Annotated in this window: 14 protein-coding genes; 5 read left to right on the top strand and 9 right to left on the bottom strand. The window is 71.1% G+C overall.

Annotated features, from left to right (window positions below; all coding sequences use genetic code 11):
- Window positions 1-20: 20 nt before the first annotated feature.
- The 3 genes from WMF24_RS45830 to WMF24_RS45820 form a co-directional block, all read right to left on the bottom strand.
- On the bottom strand, window positions 21-983 hold the full coding sequence (locus WMF24_RS45830) for a terpene synthase family protein (RefSeq protein ID WP_437733800.1): 963 nt from the start codon (window positions 981-983) through the stop codon (window positions 21-23).
- A gap of 89 nt (window positions 984-1,072) precedes the next feature.
- Window positions 1,073-2,311 (bottom strand): cytochrome P450, encoded by a 1,239-nt coding sequence (locus WMF24_RS45825; RefSeq protein WP_437733799.1) that lies wholly within the window; start codon window positions 2,309-2,311, stop codon window positions 1,073-1,075.
- Window positions 2,312-3,468: 1,157 nt separating this feature from the next.
- The gene (locus WMF24_RS45820) at window positions 3,469-4,488 is read right to left on the bottom strand and encodes a methyltransferase (protein WP_437733798.1); all 1,020 of its coding nucleotides are present in this window, start codon (window positions 4,486-4,488) and stop codon (window positions 3,469-3,471) included.
- Window positions 4,489-4,759: 271 nt separating this feature from the next.
- On the opposite strand from WMF24_RS45820, the gene WMF24_RS45815 reads away from it, so the two are divergent.
- Window positions 4,760-5,464 carry a DJ-1/PfpI family protein gene (locus tag WMF24_RS45815; RefSeq protein WP_437733797.1) on the top strand — a complete coding sequence of 235 codons (705 nt, stop codon included), beginning with the start codon at window positions 4,760-4,762 and terminating at the stop codon, window positions 5,462-5,464.
- 203 nt (window positions 5,465-5,667) lie between these two features.
- On the top strand, window positions 5,668-7,191 hold the full coding sequence (locus WMF24_RS45810) for an ATP-binding cassette domain-containing protein (protein ID WP_437733796.1): 1,524 nt from the start codon (window positions 5,668-5,670) through the stop codon (window positions 7,189-7,191).
- A 98-nt stretch (window positions 7,192-7,289) separates the two neighbouring features.
- Here WMF24_RS45810 and WMF24_RS45805 read toward each other — a convergent pair whose 3' ends face one another.
- From WMF24_RS45805 to WMF24_RS45790, 4 genes are all read right to left on the bottom strand, one after another.
- Window positions 7,290-9,551 carry a S46 family peptidase gene (locus WMF24_RS45805; protein ID WP_437733795.1) on the bottom strand — a complete coding sequence of 754 codons (2,262 nt, stop codon included), beginning with the start codon at window positions 9,549-9,551 and terminating at the stop codon, window positions 7,290-7,292.
- Between the two features lie 270 nt (window positions 9,552-9,821).
- Window positions 9,822-11,429, bottom strand: coding sequence for an Eco57I restriction-modification methylase domain-containing protein (locus tag WMF24_RS45800; protein ID WP_437733794.1), 1,608 nt, complete (start codon window positions 11,427-11,429; stop codon window positions 9,822-9,824).
- Window positions 11,430-11,482: 53 nt separating this feature from the next.
- Window positions 11,483-11,743 carry a hypothetical protein gene (locus WMF24_RS45795; protein WP_437733793.1) on the bottom strand — a complete coding sequence of 87 codons (261 nt, stop codon included), beginning with the start codon at window positions 11,741-11,743 and terminating at the stop codon, window positions 11,483-11,485.
- A gap of 60 nt (window positions 11,744-11,803) precedes the next feature.
- Window positions 11,804-13,774, bottom strand: coding sequence for an ABC-F family ATP-binding cassette domain-containing protein (locus WMF24_RS45790; RefSeq protein WP_437733792.1), 1,971 nt, complete (start codon window positions 13,772-13,774; stop codon window positions 11,804-11,806).
- Window positions 13,775-14,198: 424 nt separating this feature from the next.
- Here WMF24_RS45790 and WMF24_RS45785 point away from each other — a divergent pair, with 424 nt between their 5' ends.
- The 3 genes from WMF24_RS45785 to WMF24_RS45775 all read left to right on the top strand — a co-directional run bounded on the left by WMF24_RS45785 (window position 14,199) and on the right by WMF24_RS45775 (window position 17,458).
- Window positions 14,199-14,714, top strand: coding sequence for a hypothetical protein (locus WMF24_RS45785; protein ID WP_437733791.1), 516 nt, complete (start codon window positions 14,199-14,201; stop codon window positions 14,712-14,714).
- Between the two features lie 287 nt (window positions 14,715-15,001).
- The gene (locus tag WMF24_RS45780; protein WP_437733790.1) at window positions 15,002-15,931 is read left to right on the top strand and encodes a BON domain-containing protein; all 930 of its coding nucleotides are present in this window, start codon (window positions 15,002-15,004) and stop codon (window positions 15,929-15,931) included.
- 396 nt (window positions 15,932-16,327) lie between these two features.
- Entirely contained in the window at window positions 16,328-17,458 is a 1,131-nt protein-coding gene (locus WMF24_RS45775; protein WP_437733789.1) for a sugar ABC transporter substrate-binding protein, read from the top strand.
- Between the two features lie 24 nt (window positions 17,459-17,482).
- Here WMF24_RS45775 and WMF24_RS45770 read toward each other — a convergent pair whose 3' ends face one another.
- Together WMF24_RS45770 and WMF24_RS45765 are read right to left on the bottom strand one after the other, a co-directional pair.
- Entirely contained in the window at window positions 17,483-18,049 is a 567-nt protein-coding gene (locus WMF24_RS45770) for a hypothetical protein (RefSeq protein ID WP_437733788.1), read from the bottom strand.
- Complete coding sequence (locus WMF24_RS45765) at window positions 18,042-19,358, bottom strand: DUF3696 domain-containing protein (protein WP_437733787.1); 1,317 nt, start codon at window positions 19,356-19,358, stop codon at window positions 18,042-18,044. Before WMF24_RS45765 ends, WMF24_RS45770 begins: the two co-directional genes overlap by 8 nt.
- Between the last annotated feature and the right edge of the window lie 97 nt (window positions 19,359-19,455).

Genomic DNA, 19,455 nt, shown 5'->3' with positions numbered 1-19,455 from the left:
GGCGGCGGGCCGGCCGCGCCTCATCCGACGTGCGCGATGAGGCTCTCCAGCCCGGAGTACCGGCGAGCCTGGAGCGCCCAGCGCTGGTTCCCGGCGATCAGGGCATCGGCGGCGTCCAGGTAGAGGCGAGTCGCGTCGTCCGCCCAGAGCTCGAGCGCCTTCTCCCTGACGTCCTGGTACTCCGCGACCCGCTCGTCGTGCATCCGCTTGAGCTGCGCGACGGCCTCCTCCAGCGTGATCGCGTGGTTGTCCCGGAGGACGATGATCAGGTTGTGCACCTCGCCGGAGGTCAGCTCCTTCCCCAGCGAGAAGTAATCGTTCGTCCAGCAGAGGATGTCGTTGCAGATGTCGCGAACACTCTGGATGGTCGGGTGCTGGACGACCTCCAGCGGCAGCGGCCGATCGAGCAACAGCTCGAGCAGATCACAGTACGTGTAGACAGCTCCGCTGTAGCGCCTCATCAACAAGTATTCGTCGACGCAGGGAATTCTCGTCTGCTTCCGGTTGTGTGCCTCCCATAGGTTCGCCTCGAAATAGTACTGAAAGTGCGCGAGCCAGCGGTTGAGGAAGAAGTGCGGATGGCTGCGCTTGATGCGATCGCGGATGTCGAGGAACCCGCGCGTCAGGGGATCGCTCATGTCCGGCTCGACGTACCCGAAGAGCTCGCCCAGGTACTTCTCGTTGAGGCGCTCGACGGCCTCTGGATCCGTGCTGAGCTCGCCCTCGTCATACGCGTCATCCAGGAGAAAGAGCGCCGCGGTGAAATCCGACGCGAGCTGGAGGGTCTGCATGTTCGCCGACGGCAGCAACCATGCCGCCAGTTGAGCGAAGTTGGTCGCCTTCAGCCGCGACAGTGTTCGCCCCTCCGGGGCGAGCTGGAGGCGACGGATCCACTGGAGGGTTCTTCGTTCTGCGGCGTCCACCTTCGCGTTGCATGATGCGGGGAACGGGTAGTTGAAGGTCCCTACCTCGTTCTTGCTCACGACGACGCTGCGTCGTTCCGATGGCATGATAAGCTCCACCAAAAGCCAGTGTAAAACTGCAGGGTTTGCTGCGCGACGACGGGACCGGCCTACCAGCTTCCCTGGACGGCGGGTTGCTCGCGCGCGGCGGTGGCTGAGGTGGGGGCCACCTCGATGGGGAGCGCCACCGGGCAGCGGGTGTTGAGGACCGCGTTCCACTCGAGGCGATCCGCGCGGAGCTCGATCCGGCTCCATCGGCGCACCAGCTCGCTCAGCACCACGCGGGCCTGCGCCCGGGCCAGGAAGACCCCGAGGCAGAAGTGAGCGCCATGGCCGAAAGCCAGGCTGGCCTGGTCGCGGCGCTCTGGATCGAAGCGGTCCGGATCCTTGAACCGCGTCTCGTCGCGCAGACCCGAGCCGACGAGCAGCGCCACCACCGCGTGGGCGGGCAGGCGCACGCCACCGAGCTCCGTCTCGGCGAGGGTGAGCCGCATCGTGGCGTGCACGGGCGGCTCGAATCGCAGCACCTCCTCGATGAAGCGCGGGATCAGGGCAGGCTCGGCCCGCAGGCGGTCCAGCCACGCCGGACGCCTGGCGAGGATCAGCACCATCTGCGTCATCAGCGATGTCGCGGTCTCCAGCCCCGCCACGAGGAGCAGGAAGAGGAGGGATACCAGGTCCTGGTCCGTGATCGCGTCGTCGTTGCTCCGAGATCGGAGCAGATCGCTCACCAGATCGTCCTCCATCCGTCGTCGGCGGCTCGCCAGCAGATCGAGCATGTACCGCTCCATCTCGTCGATCGTCCTGCGCACCTCGTCGAGCCGCGCCTCATCCTCGGGAGAGATGGTGCCGACGCTGACGAGGTCCGTCGTCCATCGCTCGAAGTGCTCCTCGAGCGACGGGTCGAAGCCGATCAGCTTCGCGAGGGCGCTGATCTGCGCGCGGCTCGCGAAATCACGGATGAAGTCGGCCCGGCGGCGCTGCACCAGGTCGTCCGCGAGCCGCGCGGCCGTCGAGCGCATGTGCTGCTCCAGCGAGCTCACGGTGGCGGCGGTGAACGCCCGGTTGGCGAGCCCGCGCAGCGCGCCGTGCCGCGGCGGGTCCGCGAGGATCATGGATCCGGACAATGGGTTATGGCGCCGCAAGTAGGGTGGTTCCGTGGCCACGCGCATCCCGGCGGAGGAAAATACCTGGGTGTTCTTGAACGCGGTCAACAGATCATCATGACGAGTAACAACCCACATTCCATGGGGATCCACCTGGCACACCGGCGATTTCCGGCGCAGCTCCGCGTAGAACGGATACGGGTTCTCTCGAACATCGGGGGCAAACAAGTTCAATCGACTCATCGCACTCTTTCCTGTGACGTGGAGGACACGCCCACCGCTCGGCGGCGCGCGTTGACCGCCCGCTGGATCGCAGGCGGTCAGATGGCGTCATCGAAGAAGCGCCATGACGAGGCAGCGGCCCCCTCGCGGGTGCGGCTCTCTCGCGGCGCTGGGAAGAGCACGAATACGCCGTCGCGGGGCGCATCGATGCGATGCTCCAGCGCGTCGTCTCCTGGACGCATCTCTCGCCAGCAGCCATGAACAGCCGCTGCGCGGCCCGAGGCGACGCTCGAGCTCCCGCGCGAGACGTGCTGTATCCGTCGATCGCCCCTGCGCTCGCCAGGTGCGAGCGCGGGAGTCACGTACGGTCGGACTGCTGCGAGGACGTCGCCCGGTGCATCAGGAGACCAGGGCCAACAAGCGCGCGTTCAAGCGCTCTTGCTGACTACCGGTTTCCGATGGTTTGGTCGGTGCTCCTCCATTGAACGACACGATGGTATACCAAGCGGATGAATAAGCAAATGTATTCTTTCGTGTTCCGCGCGTGACGGCCACCGCGCGATCGACGCGCCTCCGACTCCGGATCTGCAGACGCGGTCGCCGAGCCAGGGCACGCCCCATCGCACAAAAATCACACGCTCCTGCAAGGCAGGCGGGCGCGCGTCGACCGGGCATCCGCGACGCCTGCTTCAGACCAGCGAGCCCCTGCGGGCGTCCCGTGGAGGAGCGTCGCGCCCGGCAGCCGGGGACCGGTCGATGTGCATGACGCCTCCCGGGCGCGACGGTGCAGCATTGAAAGCTGCCATCGCCTCGGCTTTCATCCGTGAATGCCTGACGCGCCATTTCGATACGGCTTCGGTGCGCCCCCCTCGGAACAGGCCGTGACGTGAGATGGCCCGGGACCAGCGCACGAACGAGCGCCAGGCGCTCTCCCCGAGGGTGCTGGCGGCAAACGATTTCACCAGGAATGTGGACGTGCATTGCAGCGTGACAGGACGAAGGAAGAGTACGCTTGCTCGCCATGCAAGATGAACGCCTCGGTCCATCGGGGCGCGTTCCACGCGCCTCAATGCCCTCGTGGCGGCGTCGGTCGCGGGTCGCTCGACGTCGTGCGCGACGCGATTTTCATCGCGGCGGAGAGATCGTCTCCGGGACGCCTCGCCCCCGCCGCGCGCCGCCTATGCCGGAAGCGCCTCGATGACGGCGTTCGCGCTGGCCGTGGGCAGCACCCGCGTCAGCCGGAAGCCGGCGGCGGCGAGGAGGGCGCGGAACTCGGCCTCCGTGCGCTCCCGGCCGCCGCCGACGAGCATCATCGCCAGGTCGAGGAGCTTGCCGAAGTCCGGCGCGTCTCCCGGCATGATCACGGACTCGACGAGGAGGAGCCTGCCGTCGTCGGCGATGGCGCGGCGGACGTTCCTGAGAAGGACGAGGGCGTCGTCGTCGCTCCAGTCGTGGACGATGGCAGAGAGGATGTACGCGTCCGCTCCCTCCGGAACCGCGCGGAAGAAGTCGCCGCCCGCCACCTCGCAGCGCTCTGCCACCCCCGCCCGCTCCAGGCCCGCGAGAGCGTCGCGGACCACGCGCGGCAGATCGAAGAGCACGCCGCGCATCTCCGGGTGACGCGAGAGGATCGACGCGAGCAGCGCCCCGTGCCCGCCGCCCACGTCCACGAGGCGGCGCACCCCGGAGAAGTCGTACGCCGCCACCGCCGCGCTGTGGATCTGCCGGGCGAAGGACGACATGGCCTCGTTGAAGTTGGCCGCCGCCGCCGGCTCCGCGTCGAAGTGCTGGAAGATGTTGTCGAGGCCGTAGAGCCGCGTCGTCGCGGGCGTCCCCGTCTCCACGCAGCGCGAGAGGTCGATCACGCAATGCTGACACCACGCGTCCCCCGTCATGAGCGCATACGCGCGGAGCGAGCCCGGGGCGTCGCTCCGCAGGCAGTCGCCGACCGGCGTGAGGCCGAAGCTGCCCTGCTCCGTCTCCGAGAACACCCCGAGGGAGGCGAGCGCGCGCAGGACGCGATAGAGGGAGGGCGCGTGGGCGCCGGTGGACTCCGCGAGCGCCTCGACAGGGAGGGGGCCGTCCTTGAGGCGATCCGCGATGCCCAGCTTCGCGACCGTGACCACGGATTGCGTGATGAAGGACGCGTTGATCATCTGAAAAAGGCGCGCCGGCGGGGGCATCGATGGGTCGAGCATTGTCAAGTTTCTCCCGTGATCGTGCTACGTGAACGGCGCCGCCATGGCAAGCCTCGCCCGGGGGCGCTGCCCGCGCGGGGCGAGGCCTCGCCGCCGTGCGCGGAGGTTGCAGGACGTGCGAGGAGCACGCTCGCCGCGGTCCCGGCGGCGGTTCACGCTTGCGGCGAGCGCTGCCACGCGCTCCCCTGGATCCTCGCGCGCGGCGGGGTCGCGCGCGTCGCCGCCGGGTCCTCGACCTCACCGCATCTCGGCACACCACAACGGAGCTCTCATGCAACAGAAGAGGCAGATCGCGTTCCTCATCTATCCTGACATGACGCCGCTCGACCTCATCGGGCCGCTCCAGGTCGTCAAGAGCCTCGAGCGCTTCGGCGCCTTCGACGTCGTCACGGTCGGAGAGCGCCTGGAGCCGATGCCCACCGACGTGGGGATCGGCATGCTGCCGGAGCGGACCTTCGAGCAGGTGCCCGAGCCGTTCGCGCTCGTGATCCCGGGCGGCCTCGCCGGCCCCATCAAGGCGATCGCGAACGACCGGCTGATGGCCTATGTCCGCTCGGCGGGGAGGTCCGCCGAGGTGCTCGGCTCGGTGTGCACCGGGTCGATCATCCTCGCGGCGGCGGGGCTCCTCGAGGGGCGCAGCGCGACGACGCACTGGACGTTCCTCGAGCACCTCGGCCGCCTCGGCGCCGTCCCGGTCCGCAAGCGGTGGGTCGAGGACGGCAACGCCATCACCGCCGCGGGCGTGGCGGCCGGCATCGACATGGCGATCGCCCTCGTCGCGCGGCTCGCGGGCGACGACGTGGCGCGCACGATCCAGGCGATCATCGAGTACGACCCCGAGCCGCCGCTCGGCCCCATCGACTGGCGCTGGGTCGAGGACGCGAAGATCGGGCCCGCGCTCCTCGAGAGCGCGACTCCCGCGCTGCGGGAGATCCTCGCCGGCAAGCCGGAGCTCGCGAAGAAGCTGTTCCCCTGAGGGCAGCCACCCCGGTTGCACGGACCGCGGCGGTCTGTTACACATGGCCGCTGACGCAAGAGGAGAGTGCTCCGGTGAAGATCAGCTCCTGAATCGGTCTCCGTCGCAGGTCGCGAGCGCGCAAGGTCCACAATCCCTGGCCGCGCGACGCAGCCTGCCCGTCCCGTGACCGGGCCGCTGGCCCTCAGGATTCAGGAGCTTGTATGTCGTCGTTGCGCGCGCATCGTCTCTCCTTTTGTTATTCCGACGCGTCCCCGATCCTCGCGGACGTCGATCTCTGCCTGACGCCCGGCTGGTACGGGATCGTCGGGCCGAACGGCGCCGGCAAGACGACGCTCCTGCGGCTGTTCGCCGGCGAGCTCGAGCCCGAGTCGGGCGGCGTGCGCCTCGAGCCGCGGGGCGCGTCGGTCGCCGTCTGCCCGCAGACCGTCGAGCGCGCGGACGCGGCGATCCGCGCGCTCGGCGCGGCCGACGACGGCGCGGCGCGCCGGCTGCGCGGCGAGCTCCAGCTGGATCCGGCCGGGCTCGAGCGCTGGGCCACGCTGTCGCCCGGCGAGCGCAAGCGGTGGCAGATCGGCGCGGCGCTCGCCGCCGCGCCCGACGTGCTCCTGCTCGACGAGCCGACGAACCACATCGACGCGGACGCGCGCGCGCTGCTCGTCGGCGCGCTCGGCGGGTTCCAGGGGATCGGGGCGTGCGTCTCGCACGACCGCGAGCTCCTCGACGCGCTCACGGTGGGCACGATCCGGGTCGACCGCGCCGCGGCGCGGCTCTACCCGGGCGGCTACAGCGCGGCCAGGGAGCTCTGGGAGGCCGAGGCGCGCGGGCGCGAGGAGGCGCACCAGCGGCTGCGCGCCGAGGAGCGGCAGCTCCGCCGCCGGCTCGGCGAGGAGCGCCGGGAGCAGGCCGCGGCCGACGCGGAGCGCAGCACGCGCAAGCGCAGCAAGGGCCCGCGCGATCACGACTCCCGGGGCCTCCTGGCCAATTTCCGCGTGTCCTCGGCCGAGGCGCGGCTGTCGCGCAACGTCGGCGTGACGCGGCGCAAGCTCGAGAAGGTGTCGGCCGAGGCGGGAGAGCACGAGCTCGAGAAGGCGGTGGGCCGCAGCGTGTTCGTCGGCTACGAGCGATCGCCCGCGCCGTGGCTGTTCGTGCTCGACGCGCCGGAGATCCGCGCGGGCGGCGGCGGCGGCCCGGCGATCCTGCGGGACGTGCGGCTCAGCGTCGGCCGCGAGGACCGCATCCGCGTCGCCGGCCCGAACGGGGGCGGCAAGACGACGCTCGTGAAGGCGCTGCTCTCGAGCGCGCGGGTGCCGGCGGACAAGGTGCTCTACGTGCCGCAGGAGCTCGGCGAGGCCGAGGAGCAGGCGCTCATCGCCTCGGCGCGGCGCCTGCCCCCGGAGGAGCGCGGGCGGGTGATGTCGCTCGTCGCGGCGCTCGGCGTCGAGCCGGGGCGCCTGCTCGCCTCGGCGCGGCCGTCGCCCGGCGAGGCGCGCAAGCTCATGATCGCGCTCGGCCTCGGCCAGCACGCGTGGGCGCTCGTGCTCGACGAGCCGACGAACCACCTCGACCTGCCGTCGATCGAGCGGCTGGAGCGCGCCCTCGCCGACTATCCGGGCGCGCTGCTCCTCGTCACCCACGACAGCGCGTTCGGGAGGAGCTGCACGTCGATCCTCTGGACCGTGACCGAGGGCGACGTGCGGGTGTCGTCCGACGACGCCGCGGCGTGACGCCGACGTCGCGAGGCGTGATGGTGACTGATTGATGGTGAGCTGCGCGGCGCCCGGCGCCGGCGCGAGATCCCGCGCCGGCGCCGCCGCGGCCGCGCTCACTCGAGGACGGGCGTGCCGCCCATCTCCTTGAGCACGGCGTCCGCGCCCGACACCGCGTCCATCACCCACTGCATGTAGCGGAGATCGACGTGGATGGTCCGCGTGATCGACGGCATGAAGAGCCAGTCGGACGCCATCGCCTCGTAGTTGCCGTCGAAGGCGAGGCCCACGAGCTCGCCGCGCGCGTTCAGCGTCGCGGAGCCGGAGTTGCCGTTCGTGATGTCCAGATCGCTCAGGAAGCAGACAGGCACCTCGCCGAGGTCGTCGTCCACGTACGGGCCGAACCGCTTCTCGCGCGCCGCCTCGAGCAGCGCCTCCGGCGCGTTGAACGGCGGCTTGCCCGTGTTCTTCTTCACGAGCTCGCTGACCACCGTGAACGGCCGGTACACCGGCTTGTCGATCTCCGGCTTGTAGCCCCGCACGGTGCCGTAGGTGATGCGCAGCGTCCCGTTCGCGTCGGGCGCCAGCATCCCGCCCCGGTACGCGCGGAGCGCCTCGACGAAGCGCGGCTTCACGAGGGTCATCGCCCCGAGGTACGCCTTGTCCCGCGCCTCGAGGCCCTTCTCGACGGGCGCGACCTCCAGCGCCAGGCGGATCATCGGATCCCGGCTCTCCTTGAGCTCGTCGACGGTGGCCGTCTTGAGCAGCTTGACCCGGGTCGTCGCGTCCTCGAGCGTTGTGCCGGCGTAGATCGCGTCGATCGCCGCGCCGAGGGCGGCCTCGGTCGACGCCCCCCCGCCCGCGAGGCTCGCGAGCAGCGCGGGCCGCTCCTTCGGATCGAGCCGCAGCGCGCGCTTCACGGCCAGCTTGAAGGTGCTCTTGTCGATCGAGCGGCCGTACGACTTCTGGAGCGACACCTGCGATTGCTCGAGGCGCTCCCAGTTGCGCTGCTGGTACTCCGCGTCGCGCTCGGCGTCGGCCTTGGGCCGCTCCTCCGCCATGCGCACGATCGTGACCGCCGCGTCGAGCAGCCTCGCGGACGACAGGATCTCCGACAGGGCCGCGTCGTGCTCGCGCGTCTTCTGGTGCTCGGCGAACGCCGCGGCGATCTGCTCGATCGCGCCGCCGTACGCCGCCTTGCGCGCCGGGTCGGCGTCGATCCAGGCCTTGAGCTCCTCCTCCAGCTTGGCCTTCTCCCTGGCCAGGCCGCCCTCGACGAGCCCGTCGAGCATGCCGCGCGTCTTGACCAGGTAATTGCTGTACCCCTGGATGGTCGGCTGCGCCTTGATCCGCGCCTCCGGGTCCCGCTCGCCGAGGTCCTCGAGCAGCGCGATGGACTCCTCGTAGAACGACACCCGCTTCGGGTACTGCCACGACACGGCGGACTCCACCTCCGCCGCGGTCCGGAGCCGGTTCGTCGTGCCGGGATACCCGGCGACCATCACGAGGTCGCCCTGGTTGAGCGGCGCGGACGCGAGCTTCAGGTGGTGCGCCGGGCGATACGGCACGTTGTCCTCGGCGTGGCTCGCCGGGCGGTTGTCCTTGCCGACATACGCCCTGAAGAAGGCGAAATCGCCGGAGTGGCGCGGCCAGCGCCAGTTGTCGATGTCACCGCCGAAGTTGCCGATGCCCTCGTGCGGGACGTAGACGATGCGGACGTCCTTGATCTCGAGCTGCTCGATCAGGGAGACCTTGCCGCCGCCGAAATATTCGGCGATCGAGCAGCGGACCTCGGGGCGCCCCTCCTCGCACGCGGCCACGAGCCGCTTCTTGCGCTTCTCGATCTCCTCGTAGCGCTCGAGGTCGCCCGAGATCGACTCGATGCCGCGCCGCACCTCGCCGGTGACGTCGCGGAACGCGCGGGTCACGAACACGCGCGCGGTGGGGCCGGCCCACCTCTCCTCGGCGCGGCTCCTCGCCAGGTAGCCGTTCGTCAGCAGGTCCTGCTCCGGGGTGGAGTTGTACTGGAGCGCGCGCGTCGAGCAGTGGTGGTTCGTCGCGATGAGCCCGTCGGCCGAAACGAACGAGGCCGAGCAGCCGCCCAGGCTCACCACCGCGCCGAGCGGGAACGCCATGGGATCGGTGAGCGACGCGGGATCGATCTCGAGGCCGAGCGCCTTGAGCTGGTCCTTGTGCTGCGCCATCTGCTCGGGCAGCCACATCCCGCCGGGGTTCTCGAACGGCGTCCCCTGCCCCGGCCCTGACGCCGGCGGCCTCGTGTCGCCCGCCTGCGGCCGCTCCGACCCGCAGCCCGGCGCGAGCGCGGAGAGCGCGAAGAGCGCAACGAGCGCATGACCACGTAGAGAGAAATGCAACATGGGGTCTTGTTATCATCGCCGGTGCGTAAAGCAACCACACCGGCCCTTTCCAGCAGCGCGAGACAGGCCTCCCTCACGCCCGCTGCGAGGACCTCAATCCCCGCGCGCGCTGCGGACATGCGCATTTCGACCCCGGGGCCATTCCCTCGGTGGCGACGGACACCGGGGCTCTCCGATGTTCATGAAGGCGAGATTCGTCTTCTTCGGCGCGCTTGCCACACTTCATGTTCTCGGCGTCCGGCGGCCCCGCTGGAATGCGCGGCGGCGCGGTCATTCGCGGCGCGGGCCGCCGCGCGCGGCGTGGGCGCCGAGCGCCTCGTCGACGGCGCGGTCGATCTCGCGCTGCCCGAGGGCGCGATCCCCGGCGCGGGCGCCGAGCCGCTCCAGCACCTCGAGCGACGGATACGTGAGGTTCCGGAGATCCGCGGCGTTCACCTGGGTGTGGCCGCTCCACTGCCGGAAATAGGTGTCCACGAGCGTCGAGCTCAGGAAGGCGCGGAGCCCGCGGGCGAGGAGCGGCGGCAGCCCGGCGCCGCGCCGGTGCAAGACGTTGAGGTGGTTCTCGAAGCCCACGCGCGCGCACGGCACCACCGCCGGGTCGAAGAGGGCGGCTGTGATGCGCCGCGGCTCCTCCTTCGAGGAGAAGCGCTTCACGACGACGTACGTCCCGCTCGGCATCCAGAGGTGGGCCGTCGCGGCGCAGTCGACCAGGGCGTTCGGCTTCTTCCCGGGCTTCGGCCAGCGGACCACGCCCGCGTCGAGGTGCGCGGGGTAGATGAGCGGCGACGTGTCCGCCGCCGGATCCGGGCGGAGGAGCTCCCGGGCGCGGAAATCCACGACCTTGCCCGTCGAGATGGAGACGCCGAGGTCCTCGAGGCGCGCCGGGAGCCGCGCGAACGTGTCCGCCACGCCCTGGCCCGCGCGATCCGGGACGACGTGGATGAAGCGCTCCGGGTCGTCGGGCCGCACCACCTCGGCGTACGGGACGAGCCGCGCCGCGGTGGGCCCGTCGTCCGGGCCGCGGCTCGACGAGACGAGCACGGCGCCCGGCGGCGCGCCCTTCACGCCGCAGAGGACGACGTTCTCCTGCAGCACGTCGTCGTCCGCGAACGCCGCGGAGCGGGACTCGAAGACATGGACGCGGCGGAGCGCCATCTCGCGCAGGAACAGCGCGCGAAAGGCCCTGAAATAAGGGCCGTTGCAGAAGCTCCGCGGCGTGATGGCGACGAGCTCGCCGCCGGGATCGAGGACGCGCACGGCGAGCGCGAGGAAGGCGGCGTAGAGGTTGCTCGCCTCGACGCCCGCGCGGCGGAGCGCGCATCGGGTCGCCGAGCCGGCGCCGAGCTTCCGGTAGGGCGGGTTCAGGATGGCGTGGGAGAAGCGCGCCCGCGGCGTGGGCCGCGAGAGCTCGTCGACCGCCGCGGCGATGAAGTCCGCGCAGACGGCGCGGCCGCGGAACGCGACGCCCGCGGCGCGGCACGCGTCGCGGCAGGCGCGCATCACTTTGGAAAGGCTGTTTACCATCGCCGGATCGAGCTCGTAGCCGACGGCGAGGATGTCGGTGGGGGGGTCTGGCCGGCTGCACGCCTCGGCGACGAGCGCGGCGGTGAGGGTGCCGACGCCGGCGCCCGCGTCCAGGACGCGGACGGAGCCGCCGAGCTCCTGGAAGAGCGAGGCCATGAACGAGGCGAGCCGTGGGGGCGTCAGGAACTGGCCGAGCTCCGACCGCCGCGCGGGGTCGATGTCGCGGGAGGCCTGCGCCCGATGGAGGTCGGCCGCCTGGAGAAGCGCCGCCGTCGCCGCGTGGAGCTCCGGCGCCGGCCGCGCGCCGGGCAGCGACGCCGGCGGCGCGCGCCGGCGCTGTCGGGCTGCGCTCATCGGCGGGCCGCCATGGCTACCGAGGGCTCGATCGAGCGGCGCGCGCTCGCCGCTCAGTCCACCTGGTGCGCCCGGAACGAGACGACCGCCCTGCTGCCCTCCAGGCAGCGGTGGATCCACGGCGCGTCGCGCGCGGCCACGGCGATGAGCCGCACGTCGCCGGCGCCGTCCAGCGCCTGCAGGCCCTGGAAGCCGACCATCTCGGCTTCCTTGAGGGTCATGATCTGCGCGCCCGTCTCCTTCAGCACCTCGGCGCTGAGCAGGTCGGCGCTCCCCGTTCCCTCGGCGAGGTACACCTCGAACACGGTCATCATGGGGCCATGGTCGCCGGGCGGCGCCGCGTCGACAAGGGCCGTCGCGCCGTCGCGCCCCTGTCAGGCCTTGCCGGCCGCCTCGCGCTTCGTCTCGAGCTCTTCCCACCGGCTGACGAGGCGCGCCGCCTCCTGCCTGGCGCGCTCGAGCTCCGAGAGCATGCCCGCGACCTCGGCGCCGCGGCTCGCGTAGATCGTCGGGTCGGCGAGCGTCGCCTCGAGCTCGCGGACCTTCTGCTCGGCCTCGTCGATCCGCCCCACGATGCCATCGAGCTCGGTCCGCTCGGCGAACGTGAGCTTCGGCGCGCCGCCCGCCTTCGCGCCGGCCTTCGCCGAGGCCTGCGCTGGCCGGGCCTCCGCCTGCGCCTTCGCGGCCTGCGCCGCCGCCGCCACCTCCGCCTCGGCGGCGTGGGCGCGCTGCTCGCGGTAGGCGTCGTAGTTGCCCGCGTACCGCACCACCCGGCCGCCGCCCTCGAACGCGAGGATCGACGTCGCCACCCGGTTCAGGAACCAGCGGTCGTGGGTCACGACGAGCGCCGAGCCCTCCAGCTCGATGAGCATCTCCTCGAGCGCGGCGAGGGTCATCACGTCGAGGTCGTTCGTCGGCTCGTCGAGGATGATCACGTTGACGCTCTGGGTGAGCATCTTCGCCAAAGCGACGCGCGCGCGCTCCCCGCCGGAGAGCGAGCCGACCGGCTGCCGCGCCTTGTTCGGGTCGAAGAGGAACCGCTCCAGGTAGCTGCGCACGTCCATGGATCGGCCGCCGACCTCGACGCGCGTGTGGGTGCCGGCGATGTTCTCGAAGATCGACTTGTCGAGGTCGAGCCCGCTGCGGTGCTGGTCGAAGTAGGCGACGCTCGTGTTCTTTCCGAGCACGACCTCGCCCTCCATCGTGGGCCCTCCGGCGCCGTCGCCGCCGGCGTCGAGCTGGCCGAGGATCGCCCGGAGCATCGTCGTCTTGCCCGTCCCGTTGCGGCCGACGATGCCGACGCGCTCGCCCTTCGTGAGGGAGAAGTCGAGGCCGCGCACGAGCCAGTTGCCGTCGACGGCGAGGCCGAGCTTCTTCAGCTCGAGGATGGTCTTGCCCGTGCGCACCGACTCGACCGAGAGCTGCGCCGTGCGCTCCGCCTTCGGCGGCGGGGCGGCCTTCGTCGTCTCGGCGCGCTGGATGCGCGCCTTCTGCTTGCCGGTGCGCGCCTTCGGCTGGCGCCTCAGCCACTCGAGCTCGGTGCGCAGGAAGTTCTGCCGGTTCGACTCGGTGCGCTGCTCGAGCGCGAGGCGCTCGGATTTCTGCTCGAGGTACTCCTCGTACCCGCCGTCGTAGCTGTAGACCTTGCCCTTGTCGATCTCGAGCGTCCGCTCGACGACCCTGTCGAGCAGGTAGCGATCGTGGGTGATGAGGAGCAGGGCGCCGGGGTGCTCCTCGACGAGGTAGCGCTCGAGCCACTCGACGGTCTCGACATCGAGGTGGTTGCTCGGCTCGTCGAGCACGGCGAGGGCGGGCCGCGACACGAGGAGGCGCGCGAGGGCGACGCGCCGGCGGTCGCCGCCGCTGAGCACGCTCATGGGCGCGTCCGGCCGGGTGACGCCGACGTGGCCGATGATCGCGTCGACCCGGTGCATCATGTCCCAGCCGCCGAGCCGCTCGACGTCGGCCGCGGCCTCCGTCTGCTCGGCGAGCAGCGCCTCGGCGTCGCCCGAGCCGGCGGCGAGCGCGCGGCTCACCTCGTCGTGGCGGGCCTTCGCCGCGTGCCACGCCGACAGCCCGGCGAGCACGACGTCGCGCGCCGTGTCCGACGGCGCGAAGACGGGGTCCTGGGAGAGCACGCCGATCTCGGCGCCGCGGCGGCGCGAGATGGTGCCGCTGTCCGGCTGCTCGACACCAGCGAGGATGCGGGCGAGCGTGCTCTTGCCGGAGCCGTTCAGCCCGACGAGGCCGACGCGCTCGCCCGTGCGGATGGTGGCGGAGACGCCGTCGAGGATGGTCTGCGGGCCGAAGGATTTGTGGAGATCGTGGGCGGTGAGGACGGGCACAGGGCGCGGAGCTTAGCGCAGCGGCTGCCCCATGCGCCCGCTTTGCTGACGGAGCGGGCGCTGCCGGCGCGCCCCCGGCGCCCCCGATGGCGCGCGGCGGCCCCGGGGGAGAAGAGCACGCCGGGTGCGCTGGTCCGGCGGACGAAGCGCCTGTACTGCGACGCATCTCCGCACGTCGTCCCCGGGAGCAGCGCTGTCCTCGTCGCTCGGGGAGAGAGGCCATGTCGCCCGGCCCCGTTCAAGCGCCGTGGCTTCGAGCGCCGATGGCGCATCACAGCAGCGCGCGCGGCGGCACGAGCGTATGACTCGGACGAAACAGCGGCACGTTTATGGCCGGAGAGAACAACTCCGGTCCTCCGGCAACGCCTGTCGGTCGCTCTCTCGGCTGTTGTCAATCGCGCACGAAGCGGGTATTTCAGGGCGCATGGGGGTGAACGACCGGCCCTGCGAGCCGCACTGGCTCGTCGTGACTGCCGTGCTCGCGGTTTCCGCAGCCCTGAGCCTCAACGCGCTCCGCGTGGAGCCGCCTGCGAGGGGCGCCGTCGGGCGCGAGGCGGAGTCGTCCCGGGCCGTGAGCTCACAGGAGCGCCTGCCAGCGCGCGACGGCGCGCCGCGCCCCGGCTCCCCGAGCACCGGAGACCGCCGCGCGGCGCCCCTCGTCCGGGGCCCGACGGACACGCCGGATGACACGGCGGGGAGCGGGTATCCGGTGGATCCAGGGCGCCCGCGTTCGCAGCTCCCCGACAACCTGTCCTGGCAGCTCGGCGCGCAGACGGACGATCCTCGCGAGGTCGAGGCGCGCGCCGCAGAGCAAAGGCGCTGGGAAGAGCTGTTGGGCAAGGTCCAGTCGAGCACGGCCTCGGAGGAAGAGATCCTCCGCTATCACGAGCATCGCCGGAGCGCCGGCGCAGCGCAGCGGCCGGGGGGATCGGCCCGGTAGCCCCGGAGCTCGGGCTCCGCGGCGGCGACGGACCGGCCCCGCCCGAGCCGCCGCGCCCGGCGGAGGTCGCTCTCCAGAGCAGGCTCTTCTGTACTCGGGCTCTCCGTGCTCTCCGACAACTCACGATTTTCGGGATCGCCCCGGCGCGAGACGAAGGATTCTCCCCGGTGGCGACGGGCGCCGACGCGACCCAATTTCGTCGTCCAAGCCACCTGGCCAGCGCGATTCATCGCACGTCGGCGACGTGCCGGAGGCGCGTTGCTCGCAAGGAAGAAAGGAGGCGCACGATGCGAGATCGATTCGACAGGGACACAGGCTACGGACGAGACGAGCGCGGCTGGGACCAGCGCTACGGAGACGACCGGAGCCATTTCAGCGAGCGAGGCTATCCTCGCGACGAGCGCCGCGCCGCGGGCTCGATCCATGATCACGGGGCCGCCCCGCGCGACCACCGCGACTGGGACCGCGAGCACGCGCGCGCGTACGGGCCCACGGCGCACCGCGACCCCATGGGCCGCTCTCCCGGCGGCGGTCGGTTCGCCAACAGCGACAGTCGTCCGGGCGACCAGGAGCGCGGCTGGCCCCACGACGACCGCGGCGGCGATCTCGTCGGCGGCCGCGATCACAGCCGCAGCTTCGGCGGCAATCCCCTCCCCCCCGTGGGCAGCGCGTACAGCTTCAACCTCGGCGGCGCCGCCTACCTCGGCATGACCCGCGTCGTGAGCCCCGATTACGGCCGCGACGAGGCATGGCATGGCGGCCCGTACCGCGGCGAGAGCCACGACCTCCGCGAACCCGGCCGCTCGGCGCTGGAGGGCGTCGGCCATGTGCTCGGCGAGATCGGAGACCGCGTGCGCAGGGCGTTCGGCCGCGGACCGAAGGGCTACAAGCGCTCCGACGCGCGCATCCAGGAGGACCTCTGCGAGATGCTCTCGGATCGCGACGACATCGATGTGAGCGACGTCACGGTCCGGGTGGAGAGCAACGAGGTCACGCTGGAGGGAACGGTGCCCCAGCGCCACCACAAGCGCATCATCGAGCTCGTCGCCGAGGGCGTGCGGGGCGTCGAGGACGTGCACAACCGGATCCGGGTCCAGCGGGCCATCGAACCGACGAGCCGCTCGACCGCCACGGCGGGCACGATGGGCGACGCCGCCCTGGCGGGCACGCAGCAGGGCGCGCCTCGCCCGACAGCGAGCCACGCGACCCGGTTCTGAGCCCGCGCGACGCGCGCGCCGGCGCCCCTCCAACGAGGTGCCGAGAGCCTGCGCGGCCCCGCTCGAGGCCGCCCTCGGTTCGAAGACAAGCGGTGTGTCACGACCGGCGCCGAGCCGCCGAGCTCGTCATGCTCACCTCGCGGCTGAGGAGCCGCCAGTCACGTACAAGGACCGCGATCTCCGAGGTTGGAGCCTGGCCACAGCGGTTCCCACAGCAGCTTGGCGCGGCTCCCGAATCCAGATCTGAAGCTTCTGCCTTGTACGCCGCTTGACATGCCGCTCCTCGCTGTGATGCGGTGTCCCTCAGCTCGCGCATGCGCTATCTGCGCGCGGGGGCACCGCGCGCGACCGCACGAACGCGTACGGACGAGCGACGACGTACCAGGAGGGGGATTGATGACGATGACTCGGCGAAGTTGGGCGGCGGCCACCGGGCTCATGCTGATGACGGCGGCCTGCGGAGCGAGCGATACGGACGCGGCGCGGGCAGCCACACCCATCCAGCGGATACAGCTTCCGCAGAACGAGTTCATCCCGGTGAAGATCGAGGCGACGATCGACAAGCTCGTCGCCGAGATCAACACGACCTCGATCCAGCCGATGCAGATCGCGGTCTTGCTGAAATCCCTCGACGGCTTCTTTGCGCCGATCGCCACGGGCGCGAACCGAGCCATGGGTGAGCTCGGGGTCTCCGGGAGGGCCACGGGGAACGTGCTCGGGTCCACCGACACTTCGCCAGATCAAGAGGAATCGACGGAGCTCCAGAGCGAGCAGATACGACAGGCGGTGGCGGAGGGCGCCGAGGGGATCGCCATCACGCCCTTCGGCGAAGGCAACGGGGCTGCGCTCGACGAGGCCAGCGCGAAGGACATCCCCGTGGTGACGCTCGACACCGACCTGGTGGGCTCGAAGCGCCGGATCTACGTCGGGATACTCAGCGGGCGTGCCGGGGAGGCGGCGGGGAAGACCCTGCTCAAGATGCTGCCCGAGGAGCCGGGCACGGTGCTCATCCACGGCTGGGACGACCCGAGCTGGCTCGACGGTGTCAAGCGGACTCAGGGCGCCAGGAAAGTGTTCGAGGACGCCGGTTACGAGGTCCTGGTACATCAGTCCATCTATGATGACGAGACCAGGGACGTCGAGGTGATGAGAGGCAAGATCGAGGACGCGGCCCCGCCCGTCGTGGGCCTGATCGGGATGTTCAGCGACTCGTATCGATGCGTGCTGGCCGCGGACGCCGCGGGCGCGCCGGGCCTCCCCATCGTGGCCTTCGACTTCGCGCCGCAGACCGCCGCCTACATGCGCGAGAGCCGTATCAAGGCCACGCACGTCCAGCGGCAGTACTACGAGGGATACCTGGGGCCCTACATCGTCTACGGCATCAAGAGCATCGGCCTCGACGCGACCAGGAAGATCCTCGCGCCGCAGCTCGAAGGCGACCAGTTCGACCTCGGCGTCGACGTGGTCCCGTGGGACAAGGTCGACGCCTACAACGACTTCCTCGACGAGATCGGCGCAGAGCAGTAGCGGTGTCGCGGCGCGAGGGGACGTTCACGGCTGGTCGGGGGGGCCGGCCCGGTGCTGCTCTCGATCGACTGCCCCGGGGGGCACCTCCTCGGGGTGCTTTCGCCAGAACTCCCGCTGACACCACGCCGGGAGGAGCTGCTCCACGATGACCCCTTCTGCGGAGAGCGCCTCTGCGTGCTCGTGCCAGTCGGTGTCGCACGCGTTGACGATGGTGCTCTGGCCGCCTTCCGCCCGGTGCGCGAGGTGCGCCGCCACGAGCTTCTTGTCGGAGTTGTCGAAGCGAGCGAGCCCCTCGGGCACGACGGCGTACTCCCCGTCGTACTTCACGGAGACGAACGCCGCCGTCCGGAGCTTCTCCATCGCCACGACGATGCCGTAGTCCTGGGCCGTCAGCTTCTTTCTGTACTCGCGCAGGATGCCGCGGGCCCTGTCCATGATCAGACGGCGCCCGTCATCCGCTCGAAAATCCTTGAGCCACGCGAAGACGACCCTCCGCTCGCTCGCCGGGACGTGCGTGTCCTTGAACGGCGAGGCAGGATCGGCGGCGCTCGCGACGATGAGCACGTTGGTGTCGACGACATGATCAGCCACGTTGCTCGTCCTTCTCCATGCGGTCGAGCATCCGCTCCATCTGCCGCTCGACCTCGCCCACCGTGTCACCGAAGAACCTGTCGGGCCAGTTCGCGACCCTCCCGTACTCGTTCACCTGGAGCGGCTCCAGCACCGAATCCCCTCCACTGCAGCGGGCGAAGTACATCGCGCACTCGTCCGGCGTGATGCGCTCCTCGGCCATCAGCGTCTGGATCCGCCGGAAGAGGTGCTCCGAGTGCGTCTCCACGAGGAGCTGCACCCTGCGCTCCCGCACGGCCTCGACGAGCAGGTCGCCGAGCGCCGATTGCGCCAGCGGGTGCAGGTGGAGCTCGGGCTCCGACATGATCACCGTCGAGCCCACGGGCGCGAAGTACGCCGCGGTGACGACGGGCAGGACCTGGGAGACCCCGAAGCCGACGTCGAGGAGGTTCGTCCGGTGGCCCTGGAAGGTGATCATGACCTGAAAGAACGTCGTCGCCTGGCGCTCGATCTCCATCCTGTCCGCGACCCCGAGCCGCGCGAGCCCCGCGGAGACCTGCTCGACGAGGCGGCCCCGCTCGGACTCGTCGGCGTGGCGGCCGACGAGGCTCGCGATCAGCGCCGGGATCGCGTGCTCACCGCTCGCTCCGAGCTGTCCGATGGAGCGCCCCGTCCAGGCGTAGTGGCGCGTGGGCACGCTCCGGTGGGGCCCGAGGTAGGCGAGCCGCTGGAGCTCGCGCGTCAGCGCGAGCGCGAGATCCTGCGCGTCCGCGCCCGCCGCGCCGAGGGCGGCGACCGCATCGGCCGAGAAGCCGACGGAGCGCTCGGGCTCGTAGGTCCGCCGGGCTCGCCGGTCGTCGGGCAAGGGGCCGCCCGGCGCCGAGAGCGCGTAGGCGCCGTCTCGCTGGCGTGCGACGGCGTAGGCGCCCTCGGCGGTGGCGTACGAGATCCGCTCCACGTAGGGATTCTCGTCCTCGGCGGCGCCATACTCCACCTCGTAGTCCACGGAGCCGAGCGTGCGCGGCGCGGCCCCCTTTCCGATGCTCACGGGGCCGAACGTCAGGCGGAAGCCGAGCCCTGCGCGGACGTCGCCCCCGGAGACGACGTCGGAGAGCCTGCCGAGGTCCAGCATCTCACCGGGCTGTCCGCCCAGGTTGAGCGCCAGGAGCCGGTCGGGCGACTCGATGGTCTGCTTCAGGAGCAACAGCGGCTGGAGCAGGCTCGTCTTGCCGGCCGAGTTGACGCCGAGGACCAGGGTGAGCGGCCTGAGGTCGAACGCGTGTGCGCCGCGCCAGGACTTGAAATCCCGGAGTCCGAGCTTGGTGAACATCCTCTGTTTCCCTTTCCGCGGGGATCTGGCGCCGCGGGCGTTCGTGCCCCTGCCCGCCCGTGGCCGTTAGCACGACCCCCTCCTCGATGGGTACAGG

This window comes from Sorangium sp. So ce1335 (assembly GCF_051521615.1).
In the GTDB taxonomy this organism is placed as follows: Bacteria; Myxococcota_A; Polyangia; order Polyangiales; family Polyangiaceae; genus Sorangium.
The sequence above is the reverse complement of the archived record's forward strand: the minus strand, read 5'-3'. Positions and strand labels throughout refer to the sequence as shown.